At 63.4% G+C, this 24,124-nt stretch carries 26 protein-coding genes, 1 tRNA gene and 1 pseudogene; 13 read left to right on the top strand and 15 right to left on the bottom strand.

What is annotated here, in order from left to right; all coding sequences use genetic code 11:
• Positions 1-48: 48 nt before the first annotated feature.
• The 3 genes from ACR64R_RS19805 to ACR64R_RS19795 form a co-directional block, all read right to left on the bottom strand.
• A complete protein-coding gene (locus ACR64R_RS19805; protein ID WP_487357980.1) occupies positions 49-324 on the bottom strand; it encodes an ArsR/SmtB family transcription factor in 276 nt (91 codons plus the stop codon).
• A 32-nt stretch (positions 325-356) separates the two neighbouring features.
• Positions 357-1,604, bottom strand: coding sequence for an MFS transporter (locus tag ACR64R_RS19800; protein WP_487357979.1), 1,248 nt, complete (start codon positions 1,602-1,604; stop codon positions 357-359).
• A gap of 103 nt (positions 1,605-1,707) precedes the next feature.
• A complete protein-coding gene (locus tag ACR64R_RS19795; protein WP_487357978.1) occupies positions 1,708-1,902 on the bottom strand; it encodes a DUF1192 domain-containing protein in 195 nt (64 codons plus the stop codon).
• Between the two features lie 112 nt (positions 1,903-2,014).
• On the opposite strand from ACR64R_RS19795, the gene ACR64R_RS19790 reads away from it, so the two are divergent.
• The 3 genes from ACR64R_RS19790 to ACR64R_RS19780 all read left to right on the top strand — a co-directional run bounded on the left by ACR64R_RS19790 (position 2,015) and on the right by ACR64R_RS19780 (position 4,407).
• Positions 2,015-3,022, top strand: a complete 1,008-nt coding sequence (locus ACR64R_RS19790) for an NAD(P)H-quinone oxidoreductase (RefSeq protein ID WP_487357977.1) — start codon at positions 2,015-2,017, stop codon at positions 3,020-3,022.
• Positions 3,023-3,319: 297 nt separating this feature from the next.
• Entirely contained in the window at positions 3,320-3,460 is a 141-nt protein-coding gene (locus tag ACR64R_RS19785) for a DUF1127 domain-containing protein (protein WP_487357976.1), read from the top strand.
• A gap of 254 nt (positions 3,461-3,714) precedes the next feature.
• Complete coding sequence (locus ACR64R_RS19780) at positions 3,715-4,407, top strand: DUF1013 domain-containing protein (protein ID WP_487357975.1); 693 nt, start codon at positions 3,715-3,717, stop codon at positions 4,405-4,407.
• A gap of 72 nt (positions 4,408-4,479) precedes the next feature.
• Here the strand turns inward: ACR64R_RS19780 and ACR64R_RS19775 are convergent, their stop codons facing one another.
• A complete protein-coding gene (locus ACR64R_RS19775) occupies positions 4,480-5,199 on the bottom strand; it encodes a helix-turn-helix transcriptional regulator (protein ID WP_487357974.1) in 720 nt (239 codons plus the stop codon).
• Between the two features lie 347 nt (positions 5,200-5,546).
• Positions 5,547-5,711: a hypothetical protein gene (locus ACR64R_RS19770; RefSeq protein WP_487357973.1), complete on the bottom strand. Its 165-nt coding sequence runs from the start codon at positions 5,709-5,711 to the stop codon at positions 5,547-5,549.
• Between the two features lie 206 nt (positions 5,712-5,917).
• On the opposite strand from ACR64R_RS19770, the gene ACR64R_RS19765 reads away from it, so the two are divergent.
• Entirely contained in the window at positions 5,918-6,079 is a 162-nt protein-coding gene (locus ACR64R_RS19765) for a hypothetical protein (protein WP_127225483.1), read from the top strand.
• On the opposite strand, the gene ACR64R_RS19760 is transcribed toward ACR64R_RS19765, so the two are convergent.
• The 7 genes and pseudogenes from ACR64R_RS19760 to tkt form a co-directional block, all read right to left on the bottom strand.
• On the bottom strand, positions 6,076-6,801 hold the full coding sequence (locus ACR64R_RS19760) for an SGNH/GDSL hydrolase family protein (RefSeq protein WP_487357972.1): 726 nt from the start codon (positions 6,799-6,801) through the stop codon (positions 6,076-6,078). The two genes, ACR64R_RS19765 and ACR64R_RS19760, sit on opposite strands and share 4 nt — an antisense overlap.
• Before the next feature lie 74 nt (positions 6,802-6,875).
• A pseudogene (locus ACR64R_RS19755) lies at positions 6,876-7,615 on the bottom strand (DUF899 domain-containing protein).
• 250 nt (positions 7,616-7,865) lie between these two features.
• Positions 7,866-8,891, bottom strand: a complete 1,026-nt coding sequence (locus tag ACR64R_RS19750) for a class I fructose-bisphosphate aldolase (RefSeq protein WP_487357971.1) — start codon at positions 8,889-8,891, stop codon at positions 7,866-7,868.
• 97 nt (positions 8,892-8,988) lie between these two features.
• The gene (locus ACR64R_RS19745) at positions 8,989-10,185 is read right to left on the bottom strand and encodes a phosphoglycerate kinase (RefSeq protein WP_487357970.1); all 1,197 of its coding nucleotides are present in this window, start codon (positions 10,183-10,185) and stop codon (positions 8,989-8,991) included.
• A gap of 160 nt (positions 10,186-10,345) precedes the next feature.
• Positions 10,346-12,235: a potassium/proton antiporter gene (locus ACR64R_RS19740; RefSeq protein ID WP_487357969.1), complete on the bottom strand. Its 1,890-nt coding sequence runs from the start codon at positions 12,233-12,235 to the stop codon at positions 10,346-10,348.
• 158 nt (positions 12,236-12,393) lie between these two features.
• Positions 12,394-13,404, bottom strand: a complete 1,011-nt coding sequence (gene gap / locus ACR64R_RS19735) for a type I glyceraldehyde-3-phosphate dehydrogenase (protein ID WP_487357968.1) — start codon at positions 13,402-13,404, stop codon at positions 12,394-12,396.
• A gap of 158 nt (positions 13,405-13,562) precedes the next feature.
• Positions 13,563-15,554 carry a transketolase gene (gene tkt / locus ACR64R_RS19730; protein ID WP_487357967.1) on the bottom strand — a complete coding sequence of 664 codons (1,992 nt, stop codon included), beginning with the start codon at positions 15,552-15,554 and terminating at the stop codon, positions 13,563-13,565.
• 259 nt (positions 15,555-15,813) lie between these two features.
• On the opposite strand from tkt, the gene ACR64R_RS19725 reads away from it, so the two are divergent.
• The 3 genes from ACR64R_RS19725 to ACR64R_RS19715 all read left to right on the top strand — a co-directional run bounded on the left by ACR64R_RS19725 (position 15,814) and on the right by ACR64R_RS19715 (position 17,308).
• Entirely contained in the window at positions 15,814-16,086 is a 273-nt protein-coding gene (locus ACR64R_RS19725) for a DUF4164 domain-containing protein (protein WP_023763725.1), read from the top strand.
• A gap of 4 nt (positions 16,087-16,090) precedes the next feature.
• On the top strand, positions 16,091-16,456 hold the full coding sequence (locus ACR64R_RS19720; RefSeq protein WP_487357966.1) for a cell division protein ZapA: 366 nt from the start codon (positions 16,091-16,093) through the stop codon (positions 16,454-16,456).
• Positions 16,457-16,648: 192 nt separating this feature from the next.
• Positions 16,649-17,308, top strand: a complete 660-nt coding sequence (locus tag ACR64R_RS19715; RefSeq protein ID WP_487357965.1) for a peroxiredoxin — start codon at positions 16,649-16,651, stop codon at positions 17,306-17,308.
• 295 nt (positions 17,309-17,603) lie between these two features.
• Here ACR64R_RS19715 and rpoH read toward each other — a convergent pair whose 3' ends face one another.
• Complete coding sequence (rpoH, locus tag ACR64R_RS19710; protein ID WP_487357964.1) at positions 17,604-18,515, bottom strand: RNA polymerase sigma factor RpoH; 912 nt, start codon at positions 18,513-18,515, stop codon at positions 17,604-17,606.
• A 219-nt stretch (positions 18,516-18,734) separates the two neighbouring features.
• Positions 18,735-19,799, bottom strand: coding sequence for an RluA family pseudouridine synthase (locus tag ACR64R_RS19705; RefSeq protein ID WP_487357963.1), 1,065 nt, complete (start codon positions 19,797-19,799; stop codon positions 18,735-18,737).
• A gap of 26 nt (positions 19,800-19,825) precedes the next feature.
• Here ACR64R_RS19705 and ACR64R_RS19700 point away from each other — a divergent pair, with 26 nt between their 5' ends.
• From ACR64R_RS19700 to ACR64R_RS19685, 4 genes are all read left to right on the top strand, one after another.
• On the top strand, positions 19,826-20,209 hold the full coding sequence (locus ACR64R_RS19700) for a fimbrial protein (RefSeq protein ID WP_487357962.1): 384 nt from the start codon (positions 19,826-19,828) through the stop codon (positions 20,207-20,209).
• Positions 20,206-20,634 carry a VOC family protein gene (locus tag ACR64R_RS19695; protein ID WP_487357961.1) on the top strand — a complete coding sequence of 143 codons (429 nt, stop codon included), beginning with the start codon at positions 20,206-20,208 and terminating at the stop codon, positions 20,632-20,634. The genes ACR64R_RS19700 and ACR64R_RS19695 overlap by 4 nt, the downstream gene beginning before the upstream one ends.
• 133 nt (positions 20,635-20,767) lie before the next feature.
• Positions 20,768-20,842: transfer RNA gene (locus ACR64R_RS19690), tRNA-Glu, on the top strand.
• Between the two features lie 193 nt (positions 20,843-21,035).
• Entirely contained in the window at positions 21,036-21,350 is a 315-nt protein-coding gene (locus tag ACR64R_RS19685; protein ID WP_487357960.1) for a hypothetical protein, read from the top strand.
• A 186-nt stretch (positions 21,351-21,536) separates the two neighbouring features.
• Here the strand turns inward: ACR64R_RS19685 and ACR64R_RS19680 are convergent, their stop codons facing one another.
• Entirely contained in the window at positions 21,537-21,713 is a 177-nt protein-coding gene (locus ACR64R_RS19680) for a hypothetical protein (RefSeq protein WP_487357959.1), read from the bottom strand.
• 644 nt (positions 21,714-22,357) lie between these two features.
• Here ACR64R_RS19680 and ACR64R_RS19675 point away from each other — a divergent pair.
• On the top strand, positions 22,358-23,203 hold the full coding sequence (locus ACR64R_RS19675; protein WP_487357958.1) for an FHA domain-containing protein: 846 nt from the start codon (positions 22,358-22,360) through the stop codon (positions 23,201-23,203).
• Between the two features lie 326 nt (positions 23,204-23,529).
• Positions 23,530-24,111, top strand: a complete 582-nt coding sequence (locus ACR64R_RS19670; RefSeq protein WP_487357957.1) for a VOC family protein — start codon at positions 23,530-23,532, stop codon at positions 24,109-24,111.
• Positions 24,112-24,124 lie beyond the last annotated feature (13 nt).

Genomic DNA, 24,124 nt, shown 5'->3' with positions numbered 1-24,124 from the left:
GGCCGAGGTGCAACCACCTTCGCGAGTGCGCGACCCTGTCCCCATCAGTCATTCCCCCGGCGATGTTTCCCAGAACTGGTCGAGCCAGATGTTGAGCCTGAGGAAGCCCGCGCTGCAGACAGTATAGACGCGCCTCGTACCTTCGGCCTTCGCATTGACGAGGCCGGCGTCGAGCAGGACCTTCAGGTGCTGGGAAACGGCCGGTCGCGAGACGGGTAATCCGGCAGCCAGCTCGTTCACTGTCTTCGGGCCGCGCCGGAGTTCTTCCAAGAGATAACGTCTGTTCGGGTCGGCTATCGCCACAAAGGCGTCAGAAAACATCATGCCTTTATTTGTGAGGCAAAGCCCCGAGAATCTCAACTATTGGTTTCAATCTTTCTGCGTGGATCGAGCCGCAACGCCTCGGGCGTGACCGCGCGCTCGGAGGGCTGGGTTTTAAAGGCATCGCGGCTTTCGATCGGCACCGGCGCACGGGCGCGGATGCGCAGAAGCGTGTAGCCGGCGAGGCTGAGATGCGCGAGCGCGGTTGCAAGGAAAAGCCCTTCCGGCCGCACCGAACCCATCAGAGCCGCGGCCAAAAGCGGGCCGATCATTGTGCCGAAGCCGTAAAGCAGCAGCAGGCCGCCGGAAACCTTGACGAAGTCCTCGGCGCGGGCGTGGTCGTTGGCATGCGCGACCGCGATCGAGTAGAGCGTATAGGCGAAGGCGCCATAGGCGGCGGTCATCACGATGACGAATACGCCAGAACGCGGCGCGAACAGGAAGATCAGCACCGCGACCAGGGCCGCGCCAAAGGCGGCTCCGGCGAGCACGAAGCGACGGTCGGTTGTATCCGACAGCCGCCCGGCCGGAAGCTGCATGGCGGCGCCGGAGATGACGACAAGGCTCATCATCAGCGCGATCTCGGCGGTCGAGATACCGATGCGAGCCCCGTAGACTGCGCCGAGCGTACCCCAGGCCCCGTTGGCGATGCCGATAAGAAGGCATGCAACCGCCGACACAGGCGAATTCGCATAAAGGCTTTTTACGTCGAGCTTGACGTCCTGCAGGGGCTTCGGCGTCGACTGCGTCGAGACGGCCGTCGGGATGAGCGACAAGCAAAACAGGATACCGGTGATCATGAACAGCGAGGCCGAGCGCACGTCGCCGCCAGCGACGATCATCTGGCCCCCCATGATCGAGGCATAGGTAACCATCATATAGAGGCCGAAGACTGTACCGCGGTTCTCGTTGGTGGCCTTCTCGTTCAGCCAGCTCTCGATGACCATGAAGGCGCCGGCCATGGTGAAGCCGGTGAAGGCGCGCAAAAGGATCCAGAAATACTCGTCGATGATGAGGCCGGTGAGCAGCGCGATGATCGCGCCCGACGCGGCGAAGGCGCCGAAGGCCCTGACATGGCCGGCGCGGCGCACGAGACGCGGCGCGAAGAAACAGCCGGCGACGAAGCCGCCGGCCCAGGCCGTGCCCATCAGGCCGAGCGACGCGGTCGAAAAACCTTCCACCTGCCCGCGCAGTGGCAGGAGCAGCCCGTGCAGGCCGGATGCGGCAAGCAGGAACGCCGTGCCGCGAAGCAGCGAGAGGATCGGTCTGTAAGTTGCAAACATGGGCTGATCCGGCTGGAATCTTCAGGGCGGGGTCTGTTTCGGAGTGCAGGTCTGGCAGTCGCTTTCAGGCTTTTCCGGGGCGAGCGGACAAGCGCGCCGGGATTCATCCGCGGCGAAACAGCGCCTCCGCAGCGGATTTTGTGGCGCCCTTGGCTGCCCGCTCGGTCTCCAGCCTGGCGATCTCGTCACGCAACATCGCAATGCGCTGGGACAATTCGTCCACGGACAGCAGCGATAGGTCCTGACCGATCTCGTGCGGGCGCGGCTTCTTGCGGGGTTCGTCGTCGAAGATCGCCATCCGTCGCTCCTCCCTTACTTGGCCATTTGCCTGATTTGCCAATCAGCATACATAGGGCAGGGGCGCCGATGCAAACGGCCGACAACAGATCGACATAAGGAGACGGCAAGCCATGGCAAGTCAGAATATTCCGGCTAAGATGACGGCCATCGCGATCTCCCAGCCCGGTGGCCCCAGGGCGCTGAAGCCGGAAACCCGCGACGTGCCTGTCCCCGGGCCCGGCGAAGTGCTGATCCGCGTGCACGCGGCCGGCGTCAACCGCCCGGACGTGCAGCAGCGCAAGGGCGCCTATCCGCCGCCGCCAGGTGCGTCCGATCTGCCGGGCCTCGAAGTATCAGGCGAAATCGCGGCGCTCGGCGACGAGATATCGCGCTGGCGCATTGGCGACCGAGTCTGCGCGCTGACGCCGGGCGGCGGCTACGCCGAATATGTCAAGGTGCACGCCGGCAGTGTGCTGCCGATCCCGGCCGGATTCACCCATTCGGAGGCCGCGGCGGTTCCGGAGAACTATTTCACCGTCTGGCATAATGTGTTCGAGCGCGGCGGCCTGAAGAAGGGCGAGACGCTGCTTGTCCATGGCGGCTCGTCCGGCATCGGCACGACCGCCATCCAACTCGCATCGGCGTTCGGCGCCTATGTGATCACCACCGCCGGCAGCAAGGAAAAGTGCGACGCCTGCCTGAAGCTCGGCGCCGATCGGGCGATCAACTACCGCGAGGAGGATTTCGTCGCTCAGGTCAAGGACGCGACCGGCGGCAAGGGCGCCGACGTCATCCTCGACATGGTCGGTGGTGACTATGTCGGACGCAACTACGATGCGGCGGCCGTCGAGGGACGAATCGTCCAGATCGCGGTGCAGGCGGGCGCGGTCGCGAGCGCCGACTTCTCCAAGATCATGGTCAAGCGGCTGACGCATACCGGCTCGACGCTTCGCCCGCGCACCGTCGAGTTCAAGGCGGCCATTGCCGCCGCGCTCGAAGCCCAGGTGTGGCCGCTGCTCGGCACCCGCAAGGTGGCGCCCGTCATGGACATGATCTTTCCGCTGACAGAGGCCTGGAGGGCGCATGAGCGGATGGAAGAGGGCGAGCATATCGGCAAGATCGTGCTCGACGTCGGCTAGGATGAGCCCACATTCAGGTGGGGCCAGCCTGCAATGGAAGCTTCCTGCGGTTTCGGTGGTCACGTAGTGAAGCACGCTCCGCTCCGGTTCTCGGAGCCTGCCATTTTCGTCTCGGCCTGACCTGAATCTCCGCACATCCCGTGGCGCCGGCGTATTCTGTGGGATAGCTGAATGAAATCTTAATGCTGCATTGCACAAAACGCATTGCGGCCATGCAAAAGCGTCCGTTCATTTTTTGGGCATGCATGCCTATTTACGCGGCATCGAAAGATTTCATCACACGACTGGAGAACCAAAATGAACCCGATCCGTGCTTACCGTAAGTGGCGCATGTACAACGAGACCGTGCGCGAGCTGAACAAGCTCAATGCCCGCCAGTTGAGCGACCTCGGCATCAACCGTGCCGACATCGAGCGCATCGCCCGCCAGGCGGTGTAACCAGACGCAGCCCGACCGCAAGGCCGGGCCGTGACATGCAAGCCAGAGCCGTCGAGACGCTTGCTTCGTTTCCGGTTCCAAGCCCGCTGGACCTCGTCCAGCGGGTTTTGTCTTTCCAAGGCCGTAAAACAGCCCTTTCCCAAAAACATTGCGAAAATTCGAGGGAGCGTTTATACAGGCCGCGAATTTCCCATTTTGGTGGCTCTAAACCACCGCCCGCGCGGGAACGCGGGCGAACGAGAAGGATTTTTGATATGGCCAATTCGCTGCTGATGCCCAAGGCGACCGCCGTCTGGCTGGTCGACAACACCGCGCTCTCCTTCGAGCAGATCGCACAGTTCTGCGGGCTGCATCCGCTCGAGGTCAAGGCGATCGCAGACGGCGAGTCGGCGCAAGGCATCAAGGGCATGGACCCGATCATCACCGGCCAGCTAACGCGCGACGAAATCGCGCGCGGCGAGAAGGACATCAACCACCGGCTGAAGCTGTCGGACCCGAAGGTGCGGGTGCCGGAATCGAAGCGCAAAGGCCCGCGCTACACGCCGCTGTCGAAGCGGCAGGACCGGCCGAACGCCATTCTGTGGCTGGTCCGCAACCATCCCGAGCTCAAGGACGCGCAGATCTCGCGTCTCGTCGGCACCACCAAGTCGACGATCGAGCAGATCCGTGAACGCAAGCACTGGAACTCGGCCAATCTGCAGCCGATGGATCCGGTGACGCTCGGCCTCACCTCGCAGATCGACCTCGACCTCGAGGTCAACCGCGCCTCGCGCGGTCGCGAGCAGGCGCAGCCCGTGGGCGACACGCTGCTGCCCGCCGCGCTTACCGAACGACTGGTGCCCGCGCCGGAGAAGCCGAAGAACGAGGATCAGGAGCTCGACGCCAACGCCGTCTTCGCCAAGCTCTCGGCGCTGAAGTCCAAAAACGAGGACGACGACCAGGAGTAAGTCTCCCGGCCCGCCCAAAAGAAAAGCCCGCTTCGAGCGGGCTTTTCTTTTGGACAATGGCTTGGGAGGAAGTCATGTCCGCGCCGCGCGGTCGGGCGCCATGCCGTAATTCTCTGAGCGCTCGACGGCGCGGTAGAAATCGGCGAGCTGCTTGCCGCGCTCCGGCTTGAAGATGCGGCCGGCGATGACCACCGAGGCGATGCGGTCGATGCGGAAGGCGCGGAAATCGTCGCGCATCTCGCACCAGGCGACCAGCGTCCAGACCTTGCCCCAGAACCACAGGCCCAAGGGCCTGATGTCGCGCGCGGTGCCGCGGCCCGCCTCGTCGGAATAGTCGATGGTCAGCACCTGCCGTTTCTCGACAGCACGCTCAATCAGGTCGATCGCCTCGCGCGCGGCGTCGCTCACCACCCACATAGGTGTGTGTATCTCGGTGCGGGCGATGCGGTCCTTCTCGGTATCCGGCAGCACGGCGCCGATCTTGACCAGCGCCTCGTCGGCAGCCCTTGCCATCGCAGCGCCGCCAAAGGCGCGCACCATGCGGGCGCCGGCAACCAGCGCCACGATCTCGTCACGGGTGAACATCAGCGGCGGAAGGTCGAAACCCTCCCTCATCATGTAACCGACGCCCGCCTCGCCGTCGATCGGCACGCCGGTCGACTGGAGGTCCGCTATGTCGCGGTAGATGGTGCGCTCCGAAACCTCGAGCCACGTGCCGAGCTTCTGCGCTGTGACCAGCCGGCCACCCCGCAAATGCTGCACGATCTGGAAAAGCCTGTCGGCACGGCGCATCGAATTCTCCCCCGGGGTTTATGGCTCTTGTCCTTCGCGCTCGCGCTGCGCGGCAACGAACCTCGCCTTGAACGACAATCGCGCTGACGTCTCGATCCAGTTGATGCCTGGCGGGCCCAGTCTGTCGTCCCAGCTTTCCTCCATACGCGGATGACTCCGGATCGTTGGTTCCTGTTCGTTGATGTCAGGATCGGAACAAATGCAATTACCGCATGCCTCCTGACAGCATTCTGTCAGGAGGCAGCAGTGATGTTGCCTAAAAACAAGGCTTCCTTCCAGGACCTTGAGCCTAGGTGGCATTACATCTGGGCGTGGGAGCGCCATAATCCAAGTCGGATGCCAAGATTTCAGTTCTCGCGCACGCGGCCGGCGTATAGGTCCGGCCAGCCGATATCCTTGCGAATATCCGCCGGCAAGGTGCTCAGGAAACGTTGAGTACGGATTTCGTTGCGCACAGCGCGGATCCTGCCGACATAGTGCTGAACGCCGCGCAGAATGGTTGACCCGTTCATGACCTCACTCCTCTCTCTTTTCGATGACAAGAGTATCTCACAGCCCTCCTGACAGCAGTCTGTCAGGAAGTTGGCAGGGTAGCGAAGAACGTGGAACGTCAGCCTTGGCAGGCGTGGGCGGATACCATCTCCGTCAGCAACGAGCCGACCGGGATCTGCCTCAAGAAGGGCTTTGACAGCCGCCATCGTTGCTGATCAAAGGCGGCATGACGAAACTGCTTGCCCTTGTCATCTGTGGCATCATGCTGATCCAGATCATCAAGCCGCTCGGGTGGCCGGGGTTGAAGCGACGCGGCGATTTCTGGAAGCTGGCGTTGCTGGCCATGGCCGCGATCTCGCTCGCCGCTGTCCTGGGCCACTGGACCTAAGCCGGGCTGCTCGCTTTGTCGCCGAGCACGAAATCCGACAGATGCTCCGCCCAGGCGCGATAGCCTGCCTCGGAGGCGTGGAAGCCGTCGGAGGCGAAACCGGCCTCGGGATTGGTGATCGGCAGTCGCGCGGCGGCGATGGCGCCGCGCTCGTTGCAGAGCCGCACGCCCATCCGGTTCATCTCGGTTGCGCGGATCTCGAGGATCCTGCCGAGCAGCGGTGGCATTGCCGGCGCGCGGGTGAATTCCAGCACCGGCGACCAGACCACGCGCGCTTCCGGCCATTTGGCGCGCAGCGCGTAGAGCAGGCCGCCGAATTCCTTCTTGAAGCGCGACACCGAATGGAAGTTCTTGGTGTCGTTGGTGCCGATGGCAAGCACGATATGCGTCCACGGGCCGGAGGACAGGTTGGGCAGCACATAGTCGCGTATCTGGCCGGAGGTCGCCGAATTGAAGCCGGCGGCGCGCCAGCGCACGGCGCGGCCGGTGCGTTCGGCGATCAGGCCGGCAAGCTGCGCGGCAAGCCCGTATTCCGATTGCTCGATGCCGACCGATGCGGCCGAAGAATCGCCCACCACCAGCAGCGAAATAGCCGGCGCCTGGCCCCCGACCTCGTGCATGACCGGACCCTGTGCCGGCAGCATGCGGGTGGTGCGACGGCGCACGCCGAGGCCCTGCCAGACATAGATCGGGAAGGCGAGCCAGGTGAGGAAGGCGAGCATGCTGAATGACAAATCCCCATGGATAGCTGGGAGCCATTTAGAGCATGTTCGGATCGCCATGAAAGACCTGCCGGTCACTCGCGGCAGTCCGCCCGATCCGCCGTCCTCTCCTGGTATTCGTCATGCAGCCGCACCCAGTCCATCAAGCCGTGATAGGGGCCGGTCTCATCGCGGCCCTTGGGGGTCATATCGAGGTAGTGATATGCGCCGATCAGCGGGTCGCCGCCGCGGGCACGCGACATGAAGGTGAGAAAGACGTCGCCGTTCTCGCCCCGATAGAACACGCTGGTTCCGGGCAGATCCTCGATCTGAGCGGGCGTTTCTCGAAGTTGTAGATGGTGTCGCCCGACGCGATCTGCCGGTCCGTGAAGGAGACCTGCATGTCGAAGTTGAAATCGGACGCGTAGGAGGATACCCAGTCGAACCTCCAGCCCATGCGCTGCTTGAAAGGCAGGATCTCCGCCAGCGGTGCTCGCGAGACGACGACCAGGGAAACGTCATGGTGCCGCAGATGCTGGTCCGCGCCATCGATATGATCGGCAAGGAACGAACAGCCGGTGCAACGATGGCCGCATCCCGGCGTCATCATGAAGTGGTAGACGATGAGTTGGCTCCTGTCTGCGAACAGTTCGGCGAGGCGCTTCGGCCCCAGCTCGCTCTCGAAGACGTAGTCCTTGCGCAACTTGAGCCAGGGCAGCCGCCGCCGTTCGGCGGTGACGCAATCGCGCAGCCGCGTCAGCTCCTTCTCGCGCTCCAAGTGCTTCCGGTGCGCCTCGAACCAGTCTTCGCGCGAAACCACGGCGTTGCGTTGCATGGCCATCTCCTGTCCTCTCCTGCCAAGGACGTTCGACATGGGCGCGATCCGACATAGAGCGCGTCGCGCTGAAACGGATTCAGGCGATGCGGTTTATGGCTTCGTTTCCATGCATGTCGTATTCCCAAACCAGCACATTCTGGGCGACATGCATCGGCCGCCGTGTTCGCTCCATCAGGTAGGAACGGGGCGCACAAAAGCAAATCCCGGGCCAGTGGCCCGGGTTTTCAACTCATGAAGGGCAGTTGCGTCAGGCGGCTTTCTCCAGCGCCGGCTCCCATTTTCCGAGCGCCGCCAGATGGTTCATGTGGGCGCGGTGGGTGAAGGCGGCCTGGCCGGCGGCGATGTTCGATGCCTTGCCGCTCCACGCCTTCTGCGGCGCGGCCTGCAGCGCGCGGCCATAGGAGAAGGTCAGCTTCCAAGGGTGTGGGCCGATGGCGTTGATGGCGTTGAGGTTGGCGGTCGCCTCCTCGTCCTCCTGGCCGCCTGAGAGGAAGGCAATTCCGGGCACCGCCGCCGGCACCACCTGGCGGAACAGCTTTATCGTCTTTTCGGCGATTTCCTCGGGGCTGTCGGTCCTTCCCGATTTCCTGCCCGAGATCACCATGTTGGGCTTCAGGATCGAGCCTTCCAGCACGACGCGCGCCGCGTAGAGTTCGTCATAGAGCTTGACCAGAGTCGCTTTCGAGACCTCGTAGCAGGTGTCGATGGAGTGAGCGCCATCCATCAGCACTTCCGGCTCGACGATCGGCACGATGCCGGCCTCCTGGCAGAGCGCGGCATAGCGGGCCAGCGCATGAGTGTTCGAGGCGATCGAGTTGGCCGATGGCACCCCCTTGCCGGTGTCGATATCGATCACAGCGCGCCATTTGGCGAAACGGGCGCCGAGCCTGTGATAATCGGCGAGCCGTTCGCGCAGGCCGTCGAGGCCTTCGGTGATGGTGTCGCCGGGAAAGCCGGCGAGAGGCTTGGCGCCAAGATCGACCTTGATGCCCGGAATGGAACCTGCCGCCTTGATGATATCGACCAGTGGCGTGCCGTCGACCGCCTTCTGGCGGATTGTCTCGTCATAGAGGATGACGCCGGAGATGTACTTGGTCATCGCGCCAGAGGAGCGAAACATCATCTCGCGGTAGTCGCGCCGGTTGTCAGCGGTGGATTCGACGCCGATGACATCGAAGCGCTTCTTGATGGTGCCGGAGCTCTCATCGGCGGCCAAAAGGCCCTTGCCACCGCTCACCATCGCGGCGGCGATATCTTCGAGACGTTCGCTCATGGGTGCTCTCCTAGGCTGCGTTTGTTCCGCGCTAGCAGAACATTACCGCCAAAGGAATGACGCCGGAAAGCGTGAATCGATGAAAGAAACTGGCGCTCTAGCGCTTCAGCACCTCGACACCTGGCAGCGGCTTGCCTTCCATCCATTCGAGGAACGCGCCGCCGGCCGTCGAGACATAGGTGAAGTCGTCTGCCACACCGGCATGGTTGAGCGCGGACACCGTGTCGCCGCCGCCGGCGACCGAGACCAGCTTGCCGTCCTTGGTGCGAGATGCGGCATGCTTAGCTGCCGCCACCGTGGCACGATCGAAGGGTTCGATCTCGAACGCACCGAGAGGGCCGTTCCAGACGAGCGTCGCGGCGCGGTCGATCCAGTCGTTGACGCTCTGCACGGTCTTTGCGCCGACATCGAGGATCATGCTGTCGGCCGGCACTTCCGAGATGGCGACGGTCTCGCTTGGGGCTCCCGCCTTGAACTCCTTGGCTACCACGCCATCGGTGGGCAGAATGATTGCGCAGCCGGCTTCGGCCGCCTCGATCATGATCTGCTTGGCGGTTGCGGCGAGATCGTGCTCGCAGAGGGACTTGCCGACATCCGTGCCGCGCGCAGCAAGAAAGGTGTTGGCCATGCCGCCGCCGATCACCAGCGCGTCGACTTTCTTCACCAGGTTCATCAGCAGGTCGATCTTGGTCGAGACCTTGGCGCCGCCGACGATGGCGACCACCGGCCGAACCGGGTTGCCCAGGCCTTTTTCCAGCGCGTCGAGCTCCGCCTGCATGGTGCGGCCGGCATAGGCGGGCAGCTTATGCGCCAGGCCTTCGGTCGAGGCATGCGCGCGATGCGCGGCCGAAAAGGCGTCGTTGACATAGATGTCGCCATTGGCGGCGAGCTTGTCCGTGAAGGCCGGGTCGTTCTTCTCCTCGGCCTTGTAAAAGCGGGTGTTCTCGAACAGCAGAACGTCGCCGTCCTTCATCGCGGCGACGGCTTCGGCGGCTTTGTCGCCGACGCAGTCGGGAGCGAAGCCGACCGGACGGCCGAGCACCTCAGCCGTGGCCTTGGCGATCGGCTCGAGCGAAAACTCGGGCGAGGGGCCATCCTTCGGGCGGCCGAAATGCGCAAGCAGGATAACCTTGGCGCCCTTGCCGGAGAGCTCGGCGATGGTCGGGGCGATGCGTTCGATGCGGGTGGCGTCGGTCACCTTGCCGTCGGTGACAGGAACATTGAGGTCGACGCGCACCAGGACGCGCTTGCCACTGACGGAGCCGATGTCATCGAGTGTCTTGAAGCCGGCCATGCTCGTTCCTTCCTTGTGCCTTGACGCAATTCCGGACGGAAAACCGCCCACACTTCTCCTGGAATTGCTCCAGCGAAAACGCGGCGACCTTACCCGGCGCGAAGGACGATGCAAGGGCCGCGTTGAAGCGCGCGCGCAAAAATGATGTCGCCGTGAGACATCAGCCGTCGGTGGTTGCCTTCTGACCATCGAGTGCCGGCGCCGCGAGGTCGGCCGGCGCGTCCTCCGTTTCCCGCTTTTCCGTTGGCCCCCGCCAGTTGCGGATGAGGGCGGCGACGCGGTCGCCGATCTCGCCGGCGCTCAGGAAGACCGGCACGCGCGCCACCGGCGCAGTCGGCTCGAAGGACAGGCCGAGGCCGGTAATCCTGCCCTTCTCGTCGACATCGCGCACGATCAACTCGATCGGGCCGATCACCACGCGGTCGGCATATTCGGGGCGGCCGCCGAGCCGCTCAGAAACCAGCGCGGCCACTGTGAGCTTCTGTTCGGCCTCGGTCAGGCCCGGCCCATAGGCGGCCTCCAACTCGGCCGCCGAGCGGGCTGGGTCGACGGCGAAGGCGCCAAAGAAGTCGGCATCCTCGGGATCGACCACGGCGCGGCTGGCGAAGAGCTTGTCGAGCAGGCGCGGGTAGCGGTCCGGGACGAAGATGTAGACCTGATCGCCTGCGGCGAGTCGGCCCATGTCCTGGAAGCGCATCGAGCGGCCGTCGCGCAGCACCAGCGAGGGCCTTGCCCAGCGCGGGATGCGCTCGCCGCGCGCCACCGGGCTGCCAGGCGCCACGCGATAGGCAAGCAACTCGTGATGGGCCGAGCCAGGCAATTCGAGCTCGACCTTATCGAGCGGCCCGAGACGCGCCGGCACGATCAGGCCAAGGCGTCGCGCCAATGGACCGACCGTCCAGCCCTGCACTACCAGCGACACGAGCACGATGATGAAGGCGGCGTTGAAGATCAAGCGGCCATGCTCCAGCCCGCCAAGCAGCGGCGTGATGGCAAGCAGGATGGAAACCGCGCCGCGCAGGCCGACCCAGGAGACGAAAGCGACCTCGGGACGCGGCAGGCGGAACGGGATCAGGCAGAGCCAGACGGCCAAAGGCCGCGCCACGAAGATGAGGAACAGGCCAAGCAGGATCGCCGGTATCAGGATCGCCGGGAACTGCGAGGGCGTGGCAAACAGGCCGAGGATCAGGAACATGATGATCTGTGCCAGCCACGACATGCCGTCCTGGAACCGCTTAAGGATAGTGACGGCGCGAATGTCGGAATTGCCGGCGATCAGTCCGGCCAGGTAGACGGCGAGGAAGCCGGAGCCGCCTATGGCGCCGGCGGCGGCAAACACCATCAGTGACAGCGTCAGCACGAAGATCGGCAGAAGGCCGTGGTCGAGATTGAGCCGCTCGACAAGACGCACGATGCCGAAGCCGCCAAGAACGCCGATCACGGCACCAAGGCCCATATTGGCAAGGAAGCCGAGCAGAAGATTGGCGGCCAGCACATTGGCCTCGGGGTTGGCGTGCGCGGCGATGATCTCGACCAGCGTGATGGTCAGGAAGATGGCGATCGGGTCGTTGGTGCCGGATTCCACTTCCAGCGTCGCGCGCACGCGCTCGCGCAGGTGGATCTCGCCGGCGCGCAGCAGGAAGAAGACGGCGGCGGCATCAGTCGAGGCGACGGCTGCGCCGAGCAGGGAGGATTCCAGCCAGGTCAGCTTCAGAAAATAGAACGCGGCAACGCTGAAGATGCCGGTGGTGAGGATCACCCCAATCGTGGCCAGCGACAGCGCCGGGCCGGCCGCCTGCCGCAGCGCGTTGAGCGGCGTGCCGAAACCGGAATCGAACAGGATGATGGCCAGGGCCAGTGAGCCGGCAAAATAAGCCAGCCGCGCATTATCGAATTCGATGCCGAGGCCGTCGACGCCGGTGGCAAGGCCAATGCACAGAAAGAGGAGCAACAGGGGAGCGCCGAAGCGGAAGGCGATCAGGCTCGAAAACGCGGCGGCGACAATGAGCGCCGTGCCGACCAGCGTCACGAGATAGATCGCATGCTCCATCCACTATTGCCCCTCAAAACCCTCTGTGTTCCCGCTTTACCAGAGAGTGGGGCGAAGACATGACCAGTGCAAGGCAACAGCGTGGTTTTTGGCCGAGCCGGCCAATAAAAAACGCCCGGCAAGGCCGGGCGTTCTCAAACTGCGAAACGACCCTTGGATCAGGCGATGGTCTTGCCGAAGGCGACGGCGGTGTCGCCCATGCGGTTGGAGAAGCCCCATTCGTTGTCGTACCAGGACAGGACCGAAACGAAGTTGCCGTCCATCACCTTGGTCTGGTCGAGCGCCACGATCGACGAATGCGGATCGTGGTTGAAGTCGATCGACACGTTCGGGTGATGGGTGACCGACAGGACGCCCTTCAGCTTGCCGTTCGAGGCGGCGATGACCGCTTCATTGATCTCCTGCACGGTGGTCGAACGCTTGGCGATGAATTTGAGGTCGACGACCGAAACATTCGGGGTCGGCACGCGGATCGAGATGCCGTCGAGCTTGCCCTTGAGGTCGGGAAGCACAAGGCCGATCGCCTTGGCCGCGCCGGTCGAGGTCGGGATCTGCGACAGCGCCGCGGCGCGAGCGCGGTAGAGGTCCTTGTGCATGGTGTCCAGCGTCGGCTGGTCGCCGGTGTAGGAGTGGATCGTCGTCATCATGCCCTTCTCGATGCCGACGGTCTCATGCAGCACGGCCGCCAGCGGCGCCAGGCAGTTGGTGGTGCAGGACGCGTTCGAGATGACGATGTGGTCCTTGGTCAGCTTGTCGTGATTGATGCCGTAGACGACTGTGAGGTCGGCGCCGTCGGACGGAGCCGAGACCAGGACGCGCTTGGCGCCGGCGGTCAGGTGCGCGGCGGCCTTGTCGCGGGCGGTGAAGATGCCGGTGCATTCGAGAGCGATGTCGACGCCGAGTTCCTTCCAGGGGAGCTGCGTCGGATCCTTGATCGCGGTGACCTTGAACTTCTCCTTGCCGACCGAGATCTGGTCGCCGTCGACAGTCACTTCGTGCGGGAAGCGGCCATGCACGCTGTCGTAGCGCAAAAGGTGCGCATTGGTCTCGACCGGGCCGAGGTCGTTGACGGCGACGACGTCGATGTCCTTGCGGCCGGATTCATGGATGGCGCGCAGGATGTTGCGGCCGATACGGCCAAATCCGTTGATGGCAACTCTGACGGTCATTGTCGTTCTCTCCCTTGGGGGCTGGAAAGCGGATGGGTCCGCAGCTTCATAACGGCGGACGGCGTAAGAATCCAGCCGCAGAAGGTCGCATTTAAATCGATTAGTTTGGTCCAGCCCGGCGAAACCGTTAATCGGGGCCGCCGGGCCTTGGCCAATTCCTACTTACCGTGCAGTCGGGCTTCGACCGCCTTTGCCGCGGCATCGGCGGTGATGCCGAAATGCGGATAGAGCTGCTCGATCGTGCCCGAGGCGCCGAAGCCGTGCATGCCGATGAAGATGCCGTCCGTGCCGATCAGGTGATCCCAGCCCTGGCGGATGCCGGCTTCGATCGCGACCTTCACCCTGGCGTTGCCGATGGTCTTCCTGCGATAGTCGTCGCTCTGCTGGTCGAACAGCTCGAAGCAGGGCACCGAGACGACGCGGGTCGGGTGCCCGTGCTTTTCGAGCAGGTCGCGGGCACCGAGCGCGATCTCCACCTCCGAGCCTGTGGCGAAGATCGTCACCACGGCCTCGCCGCTGGCGGCGGCCAGTTCATAGGCACCCTGCCTGCTCAGGTTTCCGGCATTGAATTCGGTGCGCACCGTTGGAAGGTTCTGGCGGGTCAGCGCCAGGGTCGACGGCGTCTTTTCGGATTCCAGGGCGATCTGCCAGCATTCGGCGGTTTCCACCGCATCGGCCGGGCGGAAGACGTTGTGGTTCGGGATGGCGCGCAGCGCCGCCAGATGCTCGACCGGCTGGTGGGTCGGGCCATCCTCGCCGAGGCCGATCGAGTCATGCGTCATGACGAAGATCGAGCGGATGCCCATCAGCGAGGCCAGACGCATCGACGGGCGGGCATAGTCGGAGAAGCACATGAACGTGCCGCCATAGGCGATCAGGCCACCATGCAGCGTCAGGCCGTTGATCGCCGCCGCCATGCCATGCTCGCGAATGCCGTAGTGGACATAGCGCTGGCCGTAATCGTCCGGTGTGATGTTCTTGGTCTGGCTGGTCTTGGTGTTGTTGGATCCGGTGAGGTCGGCCGACCCGCCGATGGTTTCCGGCACCGCGCCGTTGATGACTTCCAGCGCCATTTCCGACGACTTGCGGGTGGCGACCTTCGGCTTGTCGACCGACAGCTTCTTCTTGTAGTCGGCGATGACGGCGTCGAAGTTGGAGGGCAGTTTGCCGGCAAGGCGACGCTCGAACTCGGCCTTCAGCTTCGGCTCCGCCTTGGCAAGCCGGCCTTCCCAATCGGCGCGCGCCTTGGCGCCGCCCTTGCCGACGGCGCGCCAGGCGTCGAGGATGTCGGCCGGAATCTCGAATGGCGGCGATTCCCAGTTGAAGAATTTGCGCGCGCCGGCGATTTCCTCGGCGCCCAGCGGCGATCCGTGCGCCTTGTTGGTGCCGGCCTTGGTCGGGGCGCCGAAGCCGATGGTGGTTTTGCAGGCGATCATCGTAGGCTTGTCGGAATGACGCGCAGCCTCGATGGCATAGGCGATCGCCTCCGGGTCGGTGCCGTCGATATGACTGGCGTTCCAGCCCGAGGCCTGGAAGCGGGCGACCTGGTCGGTGTTGTCGGCGAGCGAGACCGGGCCGTCGATCGAGATGTTGTTGTTGTCCCAGAAGACGATCAGCTTGTTGAGCTTCAGATGCCCGGCCAGCGCGATGGCTTCCTGGGAGACGCCTTCCATCAGGCAGCCGTCGCCTGCCAGTACATAGGTGTAGTGGTCGACGAGGTCGTTGCCGAAGGCGGCGTTCATGATGCGCTCGCCGAGCGCGAAGCCGACGGACGTGGCAATGCCCTGGCCGAGCGGGCCGGTGGTCGTCTCGATGCCGGCGGCATGACCGTATTCGGGATGGCCGGCGGTCCGGGAGCCCAGCTGGCGGAAATTCTTGATCTGGTCGATCGTCATGTCCTCATAGCCGGTGAGGTAGAGGAGCGAATAGAGCAGCATCGAGCCATGGCCGGCCGACAGGATGAAGCGGTCGCGGTCGGCCCAGTGCGGGGCCTTGGCGTCGAATTTCAGGAAGCGGCTGAACAGAACCGTGGCGATGTCGGCGCAGCCCATCGGCAGGCCGGGGTGACCGGAGTTCGCCTTCTCGACGGCGTCCATGGAAAGAAAACGGATCGCATTGGCCATCCGGTCATGTTGTTCGCGCGAGCTCATGCTTCCTCCGGGAACGGGGTTGTGCTTGGGAAAACCCTAGGGAAAGGGTGCGCGACACATAGCAGGCACGGCCCTTTAGTCAACAAATCGGAGCGGATTTTGCCGGTCATGTGATGGCGTCGGGCACCTTACATTAGCGATAGCGGGGGACAGTCGCGAGAGCTTTGTTGACGCGCCCTTCACCCGGTGCCTAATCTTTCCGAGGTAACGTGTTCTGAATGCGCGCGATTCGGTGATGGGCAGGGCATAGGACGAGGCCATGACCGGGGAAACGACCCTCAAGGAAGTCATCGCCAGGCTGGGCAAGGCCATGGAAGGGCTGGAAAACGCCGTGGCGGCGAAGCTCGAGCATGAGCGCGATTATTCGGAGGCCGAGGCCGAGGTGCAGCGCATGAACGCCGACCGTTCGCGCCTGGCGCAGGAGCTCGACAATTCCGAGGCACGCGCCGAGCGGCTTGAAGATGCCAACAAGGAAGTGTCGCGACGGCTGGTGACCGCCATGGAAACCATCCGGGCGGTGCTGGACAGGTAAGGCAATGGCACAGGTCACGGTTTCCATCGACGGCAAGCAGTATCGGATGGCCTGCGACGAGGGCCAGGAAGAGCATCTGATCGACCTTGCCGAGCGCTTCGACCGCTATGTCTCGCATCTGAAGGATTCGTTCGGCGAGATCGGTGACCAGCGGCTCACCGTCATGGCGGGCATCATGGTGATGGACGAGCTCTCGGAACTCACCAAGCGTGTCAAGGGCATGGAGAGCGAAGTGCTGACCTTGCGCAAGACGCGCGACGAGGCGCTGACCAAGGCCGACAAGAGCGACAGCGTGCTCACGACCGCGCTCAGCGCGCTCGCGCAGCGCATGGAAGATCTCACGGCGACGCTGGCGGTGAAGAAGGCTTGAGCACCTCCGATACCCGTTCTGACGGAAAATCCTGTCGCGAACTGCCGGCGGCTACGCAAAAATTTCGTCTCGCGCCGGCCATGGACGTCATCGCGAGCGTTTGATCGGCGGCGCGATGGTGCTAGGATTTCGGAGCCGGCGACGCCAGCCGCAAGCCGGCTACGGTTTTCAAAAAAGGGTAGGGACAGGGTCATGAGTCTTCGTATCAACGACATCGCGCCGGATTTCACCGCCGAGACCACACAGGGCACCATCAAGTTCCACGATTGGATCGGCGACGGCTGGGCGGTACTGTTCAGCCACCCGAAGAACTTCACGCCGGTCTGCACCACAGAGCTCGGCACCATGGCCGGGCTCGAGGGCGAGTTCAAAAAGCGCAATGTCAAGATCATCGGCATCTCGGTCGATCCGGTGTCGAGCCACGACAAGTGGCAGGCCGACATCAAGACCGCCACCGGCCACACCGTGCACTATCCGCTGATCGGCGACAGCGACCTGCACGTCGCCAAGCTCTATGAAATGCTGCCGGCCGGCGCGGGCGAGAGCTCGGAGGGCCGCACGCCCGCCGATAACGCCACCGTGCGCTCGGTCTATGTCATCGGCCCGGACAAGAAGATCAAGCTGGTGCTGACCTATCCGATGACGACGGGCCGCAACTTCGACGAGATCCTGCGCGTCATCGACTCCATCCAGCTGACCGCCAAGCACCAGGTGGCAACGCCGGCCAACTGGAAGCAGGGCGACGACGTCATCATCACCGCCGCGGTCTCCAACGAGGATGCGATCAAGCGTTTTGGGGCGTATGAGACAGTGCTTCCTTATCTGCGCAAGACCAAGCAACCGACGGCATGAGCTTTCCTTCTCCCCGTTCATGGGGAGAAGGTGCCCGAAGGGCGGATGAGGGGCGGCGCGGCGTTCCAGGAATGAGCGCCAAGCTGCTCGGAGATCCTTGTGCCGAGCAATTAACCTCGCAGCCTGGCGCTGCGCCTCATTGTAATGCTCATCCTCTGCGGCTGCGTTGCAGCTTCAGAAGGTGGACCGCGCTTTTGTCACCGTTCACGGAGAGAACGGGCTAATTCGCCGCCTTCGCCAAACAAAAAAGGCGGCGCCGAAGCGCCGCCTTTTTCATTGTTGATGCCCGAGCTTCTTATACCGCAGGCTGCGCATCGATGGTGCGCAGCGCCTGGGCCTGGCGCTTGGCGGCGGCCTTGACCGCGTCCTGCACCTTCTCGAAGGCGCGCACCTCGATCTGGCGCACGCGCTCACGGCTGATGTCGAACTCGGCCGACAGCTCTTCCAGCGTCAGCGGCTCCTCGGCCAGGCGGCGCGCCTCGAAGATGCGCCGCTCGCGCTCGTTGAGCACCGAAAGAGCACCCGACAGCATGGAGCGCCGGTTTTCCAGCTCGTCCTGCTCGATCAGCATCTCTTCCTGGCTTTCGTGGTCATCGACCAGCCAGTCCTGCCATTCACCGGACTCGCCCTCGCTCGCCCGGATCGGGGCGTTGAGCGAAGCGTCGCCCGACAGGCGGCGGTTCATAGACACCACTTCCGCCTCGGACACGTTGAGACGGGTGGCGATCTCGGCGATCTGGTCGGGCTTCAAATCGCCATCGTCGAGCGCCTGGATCTTGCCCTTCACCTTGCGAAGGTTGAAGAAAAGGCGCTTCTGGTTGGCGGTAGTGCCCATCTTGACCAGGCTCCACGAGCGCAGGATGTATTCCTGGATCGAGGCCTTGATCCACCACATGGCATAAGTGGCGAGCCGGAAACCACGCTCCGGTTCGAATTTCTTCACGGCCTGCATGAGGCCGACATTGCCTTCCGAGATGACCTCGCCGATCGGCAGGCCGTAGCCGCGATAGCCCATGGCGATCTTGGCGACCAGCCGCAAATGGCTGGTGACGAGCTTGTGGGCGGCAGTGGTGTCCTGATGCTCGGCATAACGCTTGGCGAGCATGTACTCTTCCTGCGGCTGAAGCATCGGAAAGCGGCGGATTTCTTCCAGGTAACGGGCGAGACCGCCTTCACCGGAAACGATACTTGGCAATGATTGGGCCATGATAGCGCCCCTCTCTCTTTGGAGTGGATGCCCCCGAAACGCGGCGGGCATTCGTCACGGATGCCAAAGGCTCATCCGCAACAACAACCTGTATATATAGGAACAAAACCAGAAAAGACAGGCATTTGTTCAACGCTAAACAGTCTGTCACGCTGAAGTGAACAACGCCGGTCAGGTTTTTTGATGGCTGGTTTGCAGCCTGTTCGTGGCGGGTTTGGTTCAAAGTTCTCTGAAGTCGCCGACGAGTTCCTCCATGTCTCCCGGTATCGGCGCTTCGAACCTCATCGTGATGTGGGTGGTCGGATGCCGGAATTCAAGGAGCCAGGCGTGCAGGGCCTGCCGGGAGAAGGCGTGGACCTTGGTTTTCAAGGGCTCGGGCAGGCGGTTGGCCTTGGTGCGGAAGGCCTGCCCGTAGTCCGGGTCGCCGATCACGGGGTGGCCGATATGGGCCATGTGGACGCGGATCTGGTGGGTGCGGCCGGTCTCCAGCCGGCATTCTACCAGGCTTGCGGTGGCGAATGCCTGCTGGTCCTCGCCGAACCGTTCGACGACGGTGAAATGGGTGACGGCGTGGCGCGCGTCGTCGCGGGTCCCGGGTACGACGGCGCGTCGCACGCGATCGGCGGCGCGGCCGAGCGCGGCGTCGATGGTGCCGGCCGGCCGCTGCGGGATGCCCCAGACCAGCGCCAGATAGGCGCGCTCGAGATCGCCGGTGCGGCCGTGGTCGGCAAAGGCTTCCGACAGCGCCTTGTGCGCCCGGTCGGTCTTGGCCACGACCATGACGCCGCTGGTTTCCTTGTCCAGCCGGTGCACGATGCCCGGCCGCCTGACCCCGCCGATGCCGGACAGGCTGTCGCCGCAATGATGGATCAGTGCGTTGACCAGCGTGCCGGTCCAGTTGCCGGCGCCGGGATGAACGACCAGCCCGGCCGGCTTGTTGATCACGATCAGCTCGTCGTCCTCGAAAAGGATGTCGAGGGGAATATCCTCGCCTTGCGGCTCAGCCGGCTCCGGCGCGGGCACGAGGATCTCGATCCGCTCACCAACGGCCAGCTTGCGCTTGGCCTCCAGCGCCGGCTTGCCGGCGATGGAGACCGCGCCCTGCTTGATCAGCGCCTGCACGCGGCTGCGCGAGAGCTCCGGCCCTAGCCGGGCGGCGAGCCACTGGTCGAGACGCTGGCCGGCGGCGTCGGCGCCGGCTTCCAGCACGGTAGCTTCGCCGGATTCCTCGTCCGCCAATTCGTCCTCTATCAATATCGGGGTCTCTTCGTTATGAGCGCTCATCGAAACCCGTTGCGGATTGCTTAGCCATGGCCCGGCCGATCGCCGAAGAAGAAGACGAAAAGCCGCTCGACCCCGCGGCCGAGAACGTGCGCCGAAAGCTCGTACGCTTCATGATCGTCAACCTCGGCCTTCTGTTCCTCGCCCTTATGGTGGTGATCGGGGCGCTTGTCTACAAAGCCCGCAACGCGCCTGTGGCCGGCTCGTCGATCGCCGGCGAGGTCCAGGTTCCGGCCGGCTCGCCGCTCTCGGGCGACATCGTGCTGCCGGTCGGCGCCAGGGTGGTCAGCCAGTCGCTCTCCGGCAACCGCCTGTCGATCGACGCCGAGCTTGCCGACGGCAGCCGCTCGATCTTCGTCTACGACATCGCCGAACGCCGCATCATCGGCCAGTTCGCGATCCGCAACAAATGAGCCCGCAACAAACGGGCGGCTTTGCCGATCACCGCAGCATAGCGACCGTCGCACTCGTCGTCGGCAATTATGACGAGGCGATCGCCTGGTATGTAGAACGGCTCGGCTTCGTGCTTAGCGAGGATGTCGATCTCGGTGGCGGCAAGCGCTGGGTCATCGTCGCCCCGGCGAATGGCCAGGGCGCGCGGCTGCTGCTGGCCGAGGCAGCCGGCGAGGAGCAGGCGAGCCGCATCGGCAACCAGACCGGCGGCCGCGTCTTCCTCTTCCTGGAAACCGACGATTTTTCCCGCGACCACCGGGCGATGCTCGACAAGGGCGTCGACTTCCGCGAGGCGCCCCGCTTCGAGGCCTACGGCACGGTGGCGGTCTTCTCCGATCTCTACGGCAATCTCTGGGACCTGATCGAGCCGAAACGGCAACGCTGACCCATGACGTTATGCCAAGCGCACTTGGTTCTTTCTGTTTGCCGCAGATTCCTGTCGGAAACCGCACGACATTTTCCGGAATCTGCTCGGTTGCTTTTTCCCGGTCGCCAGCCTATGTAGCCGGTTCTTGAGCGCGCCCATCGTCTAGCGGTCAGGACACCGCCCTCTCACGGCGGGAACAGGGGTTCGATTCCCCTTGGGCGTACCAAGCATTTCAAGGGCTTAGCGCCCGGCCCCCAAAAACCGTCAAATAAGCCCTCTGCCGATACCCTTTTCCGATGGCTGACCGCACTCGGTCGGTGCGCGGCAACACTGTGCCTCGTGCCTCGCAAATATCGGCAACATGAGGAGTCGCTAATGTTAGCGCTATAGCTTACAACAGGGACCGCTCAAACGTCACGATGGAGGAAGAGATGGCATATGGGATAGTTCACCACTTTCCGAGTGGGACAAAATCGCAATATGAGGCATCAATCGCGGCCGTACATCCGGCAGGCGGCGCTTTGCCAAAGGGCCAAACCTTCCATGCCGCTGGGCCGTCCGCCGGCGGCTGGACAATCGTTGCAATCCACGACTCCAAGGAGAGTTGGGAGAAGTTCCGCGATGGAATCCTCAAGCCCGCGATGAGCAAGGGCATCAAGGGCGGCTTCACCTCGCCACCCCAAGAGACGGCGTTCGAAGTCCAGAACATTCATGGCGGAGCGCACGGGGGCTGAGTATGGGCACTTCGGCACCGTGCGCCGGTCGCATGGCTCCCTAGCCGCCCTATCGGTGCCCGCGCTGATCTTGCCCCTGCATCATGGCTAGGCCCCGACGATCCCCCCACCTTTGCGTCCATGGCATTGTCACTGGATTGTCCTCAGACCTCTGACCCGGATCTTCTGTGACCTCAGGCATATTAATTAGAGATTACTAATATGCCAGAGGCCGGTCTGGGGGACTAATCCCATGGGTGGGCACAACGGCGTATAGCCTGGTTTTGTCTTCTCGTAGCCGGTGATGCCGAGGCTCATAGCTGGTAGGCGGGCAAGACCGATCCTGTGCTTCATCTCAAATGCTGCGGCGATCACGATTGCCATCCGATCACTTCAAGCGATGTCAGATCGACCCCAGAGGGATGTTACGTCAAGCAACCTCAGCCCTATTCCCGAAACGATCCTCCAACTGGCGAGTGGTTTATCCCGAGAGATCGTGTTCAAGCCGCCCCGGATGACTTTCCTTGTGTGATATCCACCGAATAGCCTGCGGCGTTACCCTCCAGGACGCTGTGCTCATGCGCGAGAGGCTTTCTGCCATTTGTTGCGGGTTCATCGTTGCCGCCACCGGGGCCGGAGAGTTCGAAACGTTCCCAGGAGAGATATACACAGCCCCGTCGCCTCGGTCGGCACCGGCCCGCGTCCTCGCCGAGGGACGCGGGTTTCTGTGGCAAGCCAAACGGGAACCAACCTTAGCGATCGCGATGCACGTTCTTCAACCTGATTGTGATGCGGGGGCCGCGCCTGACCAACGACCCCCATCGCGGCTTGGAACACCGCAGCAGATTGAGCGGGCGCAGTCAGGGCTCCGCTGAGTCGAGACTTGCATCCTTGCGGAGCCGAGCCCCGTGCGCGCATGTAGATGGGTCACGGGCAACTTTGTCATGTTATATACGTCGCGTTCTCGGGGCGGATACGAGCCGATGGATCAGGAAAGACTTCTAGCCGCGTTGCTCCTAGCCGATGTCGTGGGCAGCACGCCGCTCTATGAGCGCCTCGGTGACGATGCCGCCCTGCAGCAGGTCTCGGGCTGCCTGGACGTGATACGCGAGATCGCCGGCCGGCATGGCGGTGATTTCATCTACTCGAAGGGCGATGACGTGCTCAGCCTGTTCCAGAGGCCGGAGGCAGCGCTGAGGGCTGTCTGCCAAATCAGCGGCCAACTGACGAAAGGACCGTTGAGCGCCCGTATCGGATTGCATTTCGGCACAGTCATTCGCGCCCGGGGCGCGCTGTTCGGCGACGTTGTCAATGTTACCGCCAGGTTGTCCGCCACGGCCAACCCCGGGGAGGTGCTGATCAGCCAGAGTTTCTTCGAAGCCCTTTCCGCCGGCAGTCGCGGTGCCTTGCGGCTTCTCGACAAAATGGCCTTCAAGGGCAAGCAGGAACTCTTCGATGTCTATACCTTGGGGAGTGACGATGGGATCCCCAGCACGCACATCACCAGCCGGGGCACCTTTGTCGACAGGGGCTCCGCCCTACCGAGGCAGATCAATCTGGTTATCCGCTATGGAGATCAGTTGCGATCCTGCCGAAACAACGAATTCGTGACGATCGGCCGATCTCCGGAATGCGATATCGTCGTCCAGCGGCCCTGGGTCTCGCGGCGCCACGCGACCTTCACCATCTCGAATGGCAAGGCCCGGTTTATCGAGCGAAGCTCGTCGGGCACATTTGTGTCGATGGGACCCGGCCATGAGGTATTCGTGCGCCGCGAAGATATTCTGCTCTTCGGCTCCGGGATCATCTCGCCTGGACGAACATCGTCGCTCGGTGATGCCGAAGTTCTTCACTACGAAATCGTCTCAAACTGACCCGCCAGGGTTCGCGGGACGCAACCGTCCATACCGACAGTTATCCGGCAAGGATGCCGGACGTTGTGCCGAGGCTCCTCGACCGAACCGAAGCGGACCGCAGCGACCGATTCAGCATCAATCGCGGACCACACCCGGAATACCAAAGAAGGGCTCGTCGCTTCTGGCGCAACGTTCCAGATTGAATTAGCATCCCTTCATAAATGCGCTGGCCACAGTCCGGCAAGATGCGGGCGGTGAGACCGGGCGGCGGGCGGGTGCCAAGCGCCTATCCAGGCGGCTGGGCATCCGACCCCCCAGCCGGCAAGCGCAGGCGGGGAGGACCGATGCGGAAGCTGCAGTCGCAAGGCGTTCATCACATCACGCTGGTCGGCGCCGGGCGCCAGACCTCGATCGACTTCTGGGAGGGCGTGCTCGGCATGCCTTTCGTCTTCGAGCAACCCAATCTCGACAAGGCAAGCGAGAGCCATCTCTATTTCGACCCGGGTGACGGGCGTCTGATCACGGTCTTCACCGACGAGAGCCGGAACCCGGTCAAGAGGCGGACGCCGACCGATATCGGCTGCGTCCACCACATCGCGTTCTCGGTGTCGCGGGTCACCTTCCTTCAGGCGGTCACGCGGCTTGACGAGCGCGGCATCAGGCACAGCGGCGTCAAGGATCGCGGATTCATGGATTCGATCTACTTCGAGGACCCGCTCGGGCTGCTGATCGAGCTTGCTTCCTACCGCTTCGAGCCGCCGGCCGGCTTCACCCATGCCGACGTGCTGATGGAGGCGCACAAGATCCGTGTGGCGCGCGGCGACTACAACATCGCCGAACTCCATCTGGCCGACGCCATCCAGGCGCTCGTCGAGCGGTCGCGCGAAACCTTGTCGGAAAACAGGGCGGCAAAAAATCCATACTAACCAGGTCAGAGGG

The organism is Mesorhizobium sp. MC2-1-1 (assembly GCF_057597255.1).
The sequence above is the reverse complement of the archived record's forward strand: the minus strand, read 5'-3'. Positions and strand labels throughout refer to the sequence as shown.

Coding starts and splice junctions, on each gene's coding strand:
- ACR64R_RS19805 (WP_487357980.1), bottom strand. CDS start 324: ATGATGTTTTCTGACGCCTTTGTGGCGATAGCCGACCCGAACAGACGT.
- ACR64R_RS19800 (WP_487357979.1), bottom strand. CDS start 1,604: ATGTTTGCAACTTACAGACCGATCCTCTCGCTGCTTCGCGGCACGGCG.
- ACR64R_RS19795 (WP_487357978.1), bottom strand. CDS start 1,902: ATGGCGATCTTCGACGACGAACCCCGCAAGAAGCCGCGCCCGCACGAG.
- ACR64R_RS19790 (WP_487357977.1), top strand. CDS start 2,015: ATGGCAAGTCAGAATATTCCGGCTAAGATGACGGCCATCGCGATCTCC.
- ACR64R_RS19785 (WP_487357976.1), top strand. CDS start 3,320: ATGAACCCGATCCGTGCTTACCGTAAGTGGCGCATGTACAACGAGACC.
- ACR64R_RS19780 (WP_487357975.1), top strand. CDS start 3,715: ATGGCCAATTCGCTGCTGATGCCCAAGGCGACCGCCGTCTGGCTGGTC.
- ACR64R_RS19775 (WP_487357974.1), bottom strand. CDS start 5,199: ATGCGCCGTGCCGACAGGCTTTTCCAGATCGTGCAGCATTTGCGGGGT.
- ACR64R_RS19770 (WP_487357973.1), bottom strand. CDS start 5,711: ATGAACGGGTCAACCATTCTGCGCGGCGTTCAGCACTATGTCGGCAGG.
- ACR64R_RS19765 (WP_127225483.1), top strand. CDS start 5,918: ATGACGAAACTGCTTGCCCTTGTCATCTGTGGCATCATGCTGATCCAG.
- ACR64R_RS19760 (WP_487357972.1), bottom strand. CDS start 6,801: ATGCTCGCCTTCCTCACCTGGCTCGCCTTCCCGATCTATGTCTGGCAG.
- ACR64R_RS19750 (WP_487357971.1), bottom strand. CDS start 8,891: ATGAGCGAACGTCTCGAAGATATCGCCGCCGCGATGGTGAGCGGTGGC.
- ACR64R_RS19745 (WP_487357970.1), bottom strand. CDS start 10,185: ATGGCCGGCTTCAAGACACTCGATGACATCGGCTCCGTCAGTGGCAAG.
- ACR64R_RS19740 (WP_487357969.1), bottom strand. CDS start 12,235: ATGGAGCATGCGATCTATCTCGTGACGCTGGTCGGCACGGCGCTCATT.
- gap (WP_487357968.1), bottom strand. CDS start 13,404: ATGACCGTCAGAGTTGCCATCAACGGATTTGGCCGTATCGGCCGCAAC.
- tkt (WP_487357967.1), bottom strand. CDS start 15,554: ATGAGCTCGCGCGAACAACATGACCGGATGGCCAATGCGATCCGTTTT.
- ACR64R_RS19725 (WP_023763725.1), top strand. CDS start 15,814: ATGACCGGGGAAACGACCCTCAAGGAAGTCATCGCCAGGCTGGGCAAG.
- ACR64R_RS19720 (WP_487357966.1), top strand. CDS start 16,091: ATGGCACAGGTCACGGTTTCCATCGACGGCAAGCAGTATCGGATGGCC.
- ACR64R_RS19715 (WP_487357965.1), top strand. CDS start 16,649: ATGAGTCTTCGTATCAACGACATCGCGCCGGATTTCACCGCCGAGACC.
- rpoH (WP_487357964.1), bottom strand. CDS start 18,515: ATGGCCCAATCATTGCCAAGTATCGTTTCCGGTGAAGGCGGTCTCGCC.
- ACR64R_RS19705 (WP_487357963.1), bottom strand. CDS start 19,799: ATGAGCGCTCATAACGAAGAGACCCCGATATTGATAGAGGACGAATTG.
- ACR64R_RS19700 (WP_487357962.1), top strand. CDS start 19,826: ATGGCCCGGCCGATCGCCGAAGAAGAAGACGAAAAGCCGCTCGACCCC.
- ACR64R_RS19695 (WP_487357961.1), top strand. CDS start 20,206: ATGAGCCCGCAACAAACGGGCGGCTTTGCCGATCACCGCAGCATAGCG.
- ACR64R_RS19685 (WP_487357960.1), top strand. CDS start 21,036: ATGGAGGAAGAGATGGCATATGGGATAGTTCACCACTTTCCGAGTGGG.
- ACR64R_RS19680 (WP_487357959.1), bottom strand. CDS start 21,713: ATGGCAATCGTGATCGCCGCAGCATTTGAGATGAAGCACAGGATCGGT.
- ACR64R_RS19670 (WP_487357957.1), top strand. CDS start 23,530: ATGCGGAAGCTGCAGTCGCAAGGCGTTCATCACATCACGCTGGTCGGC.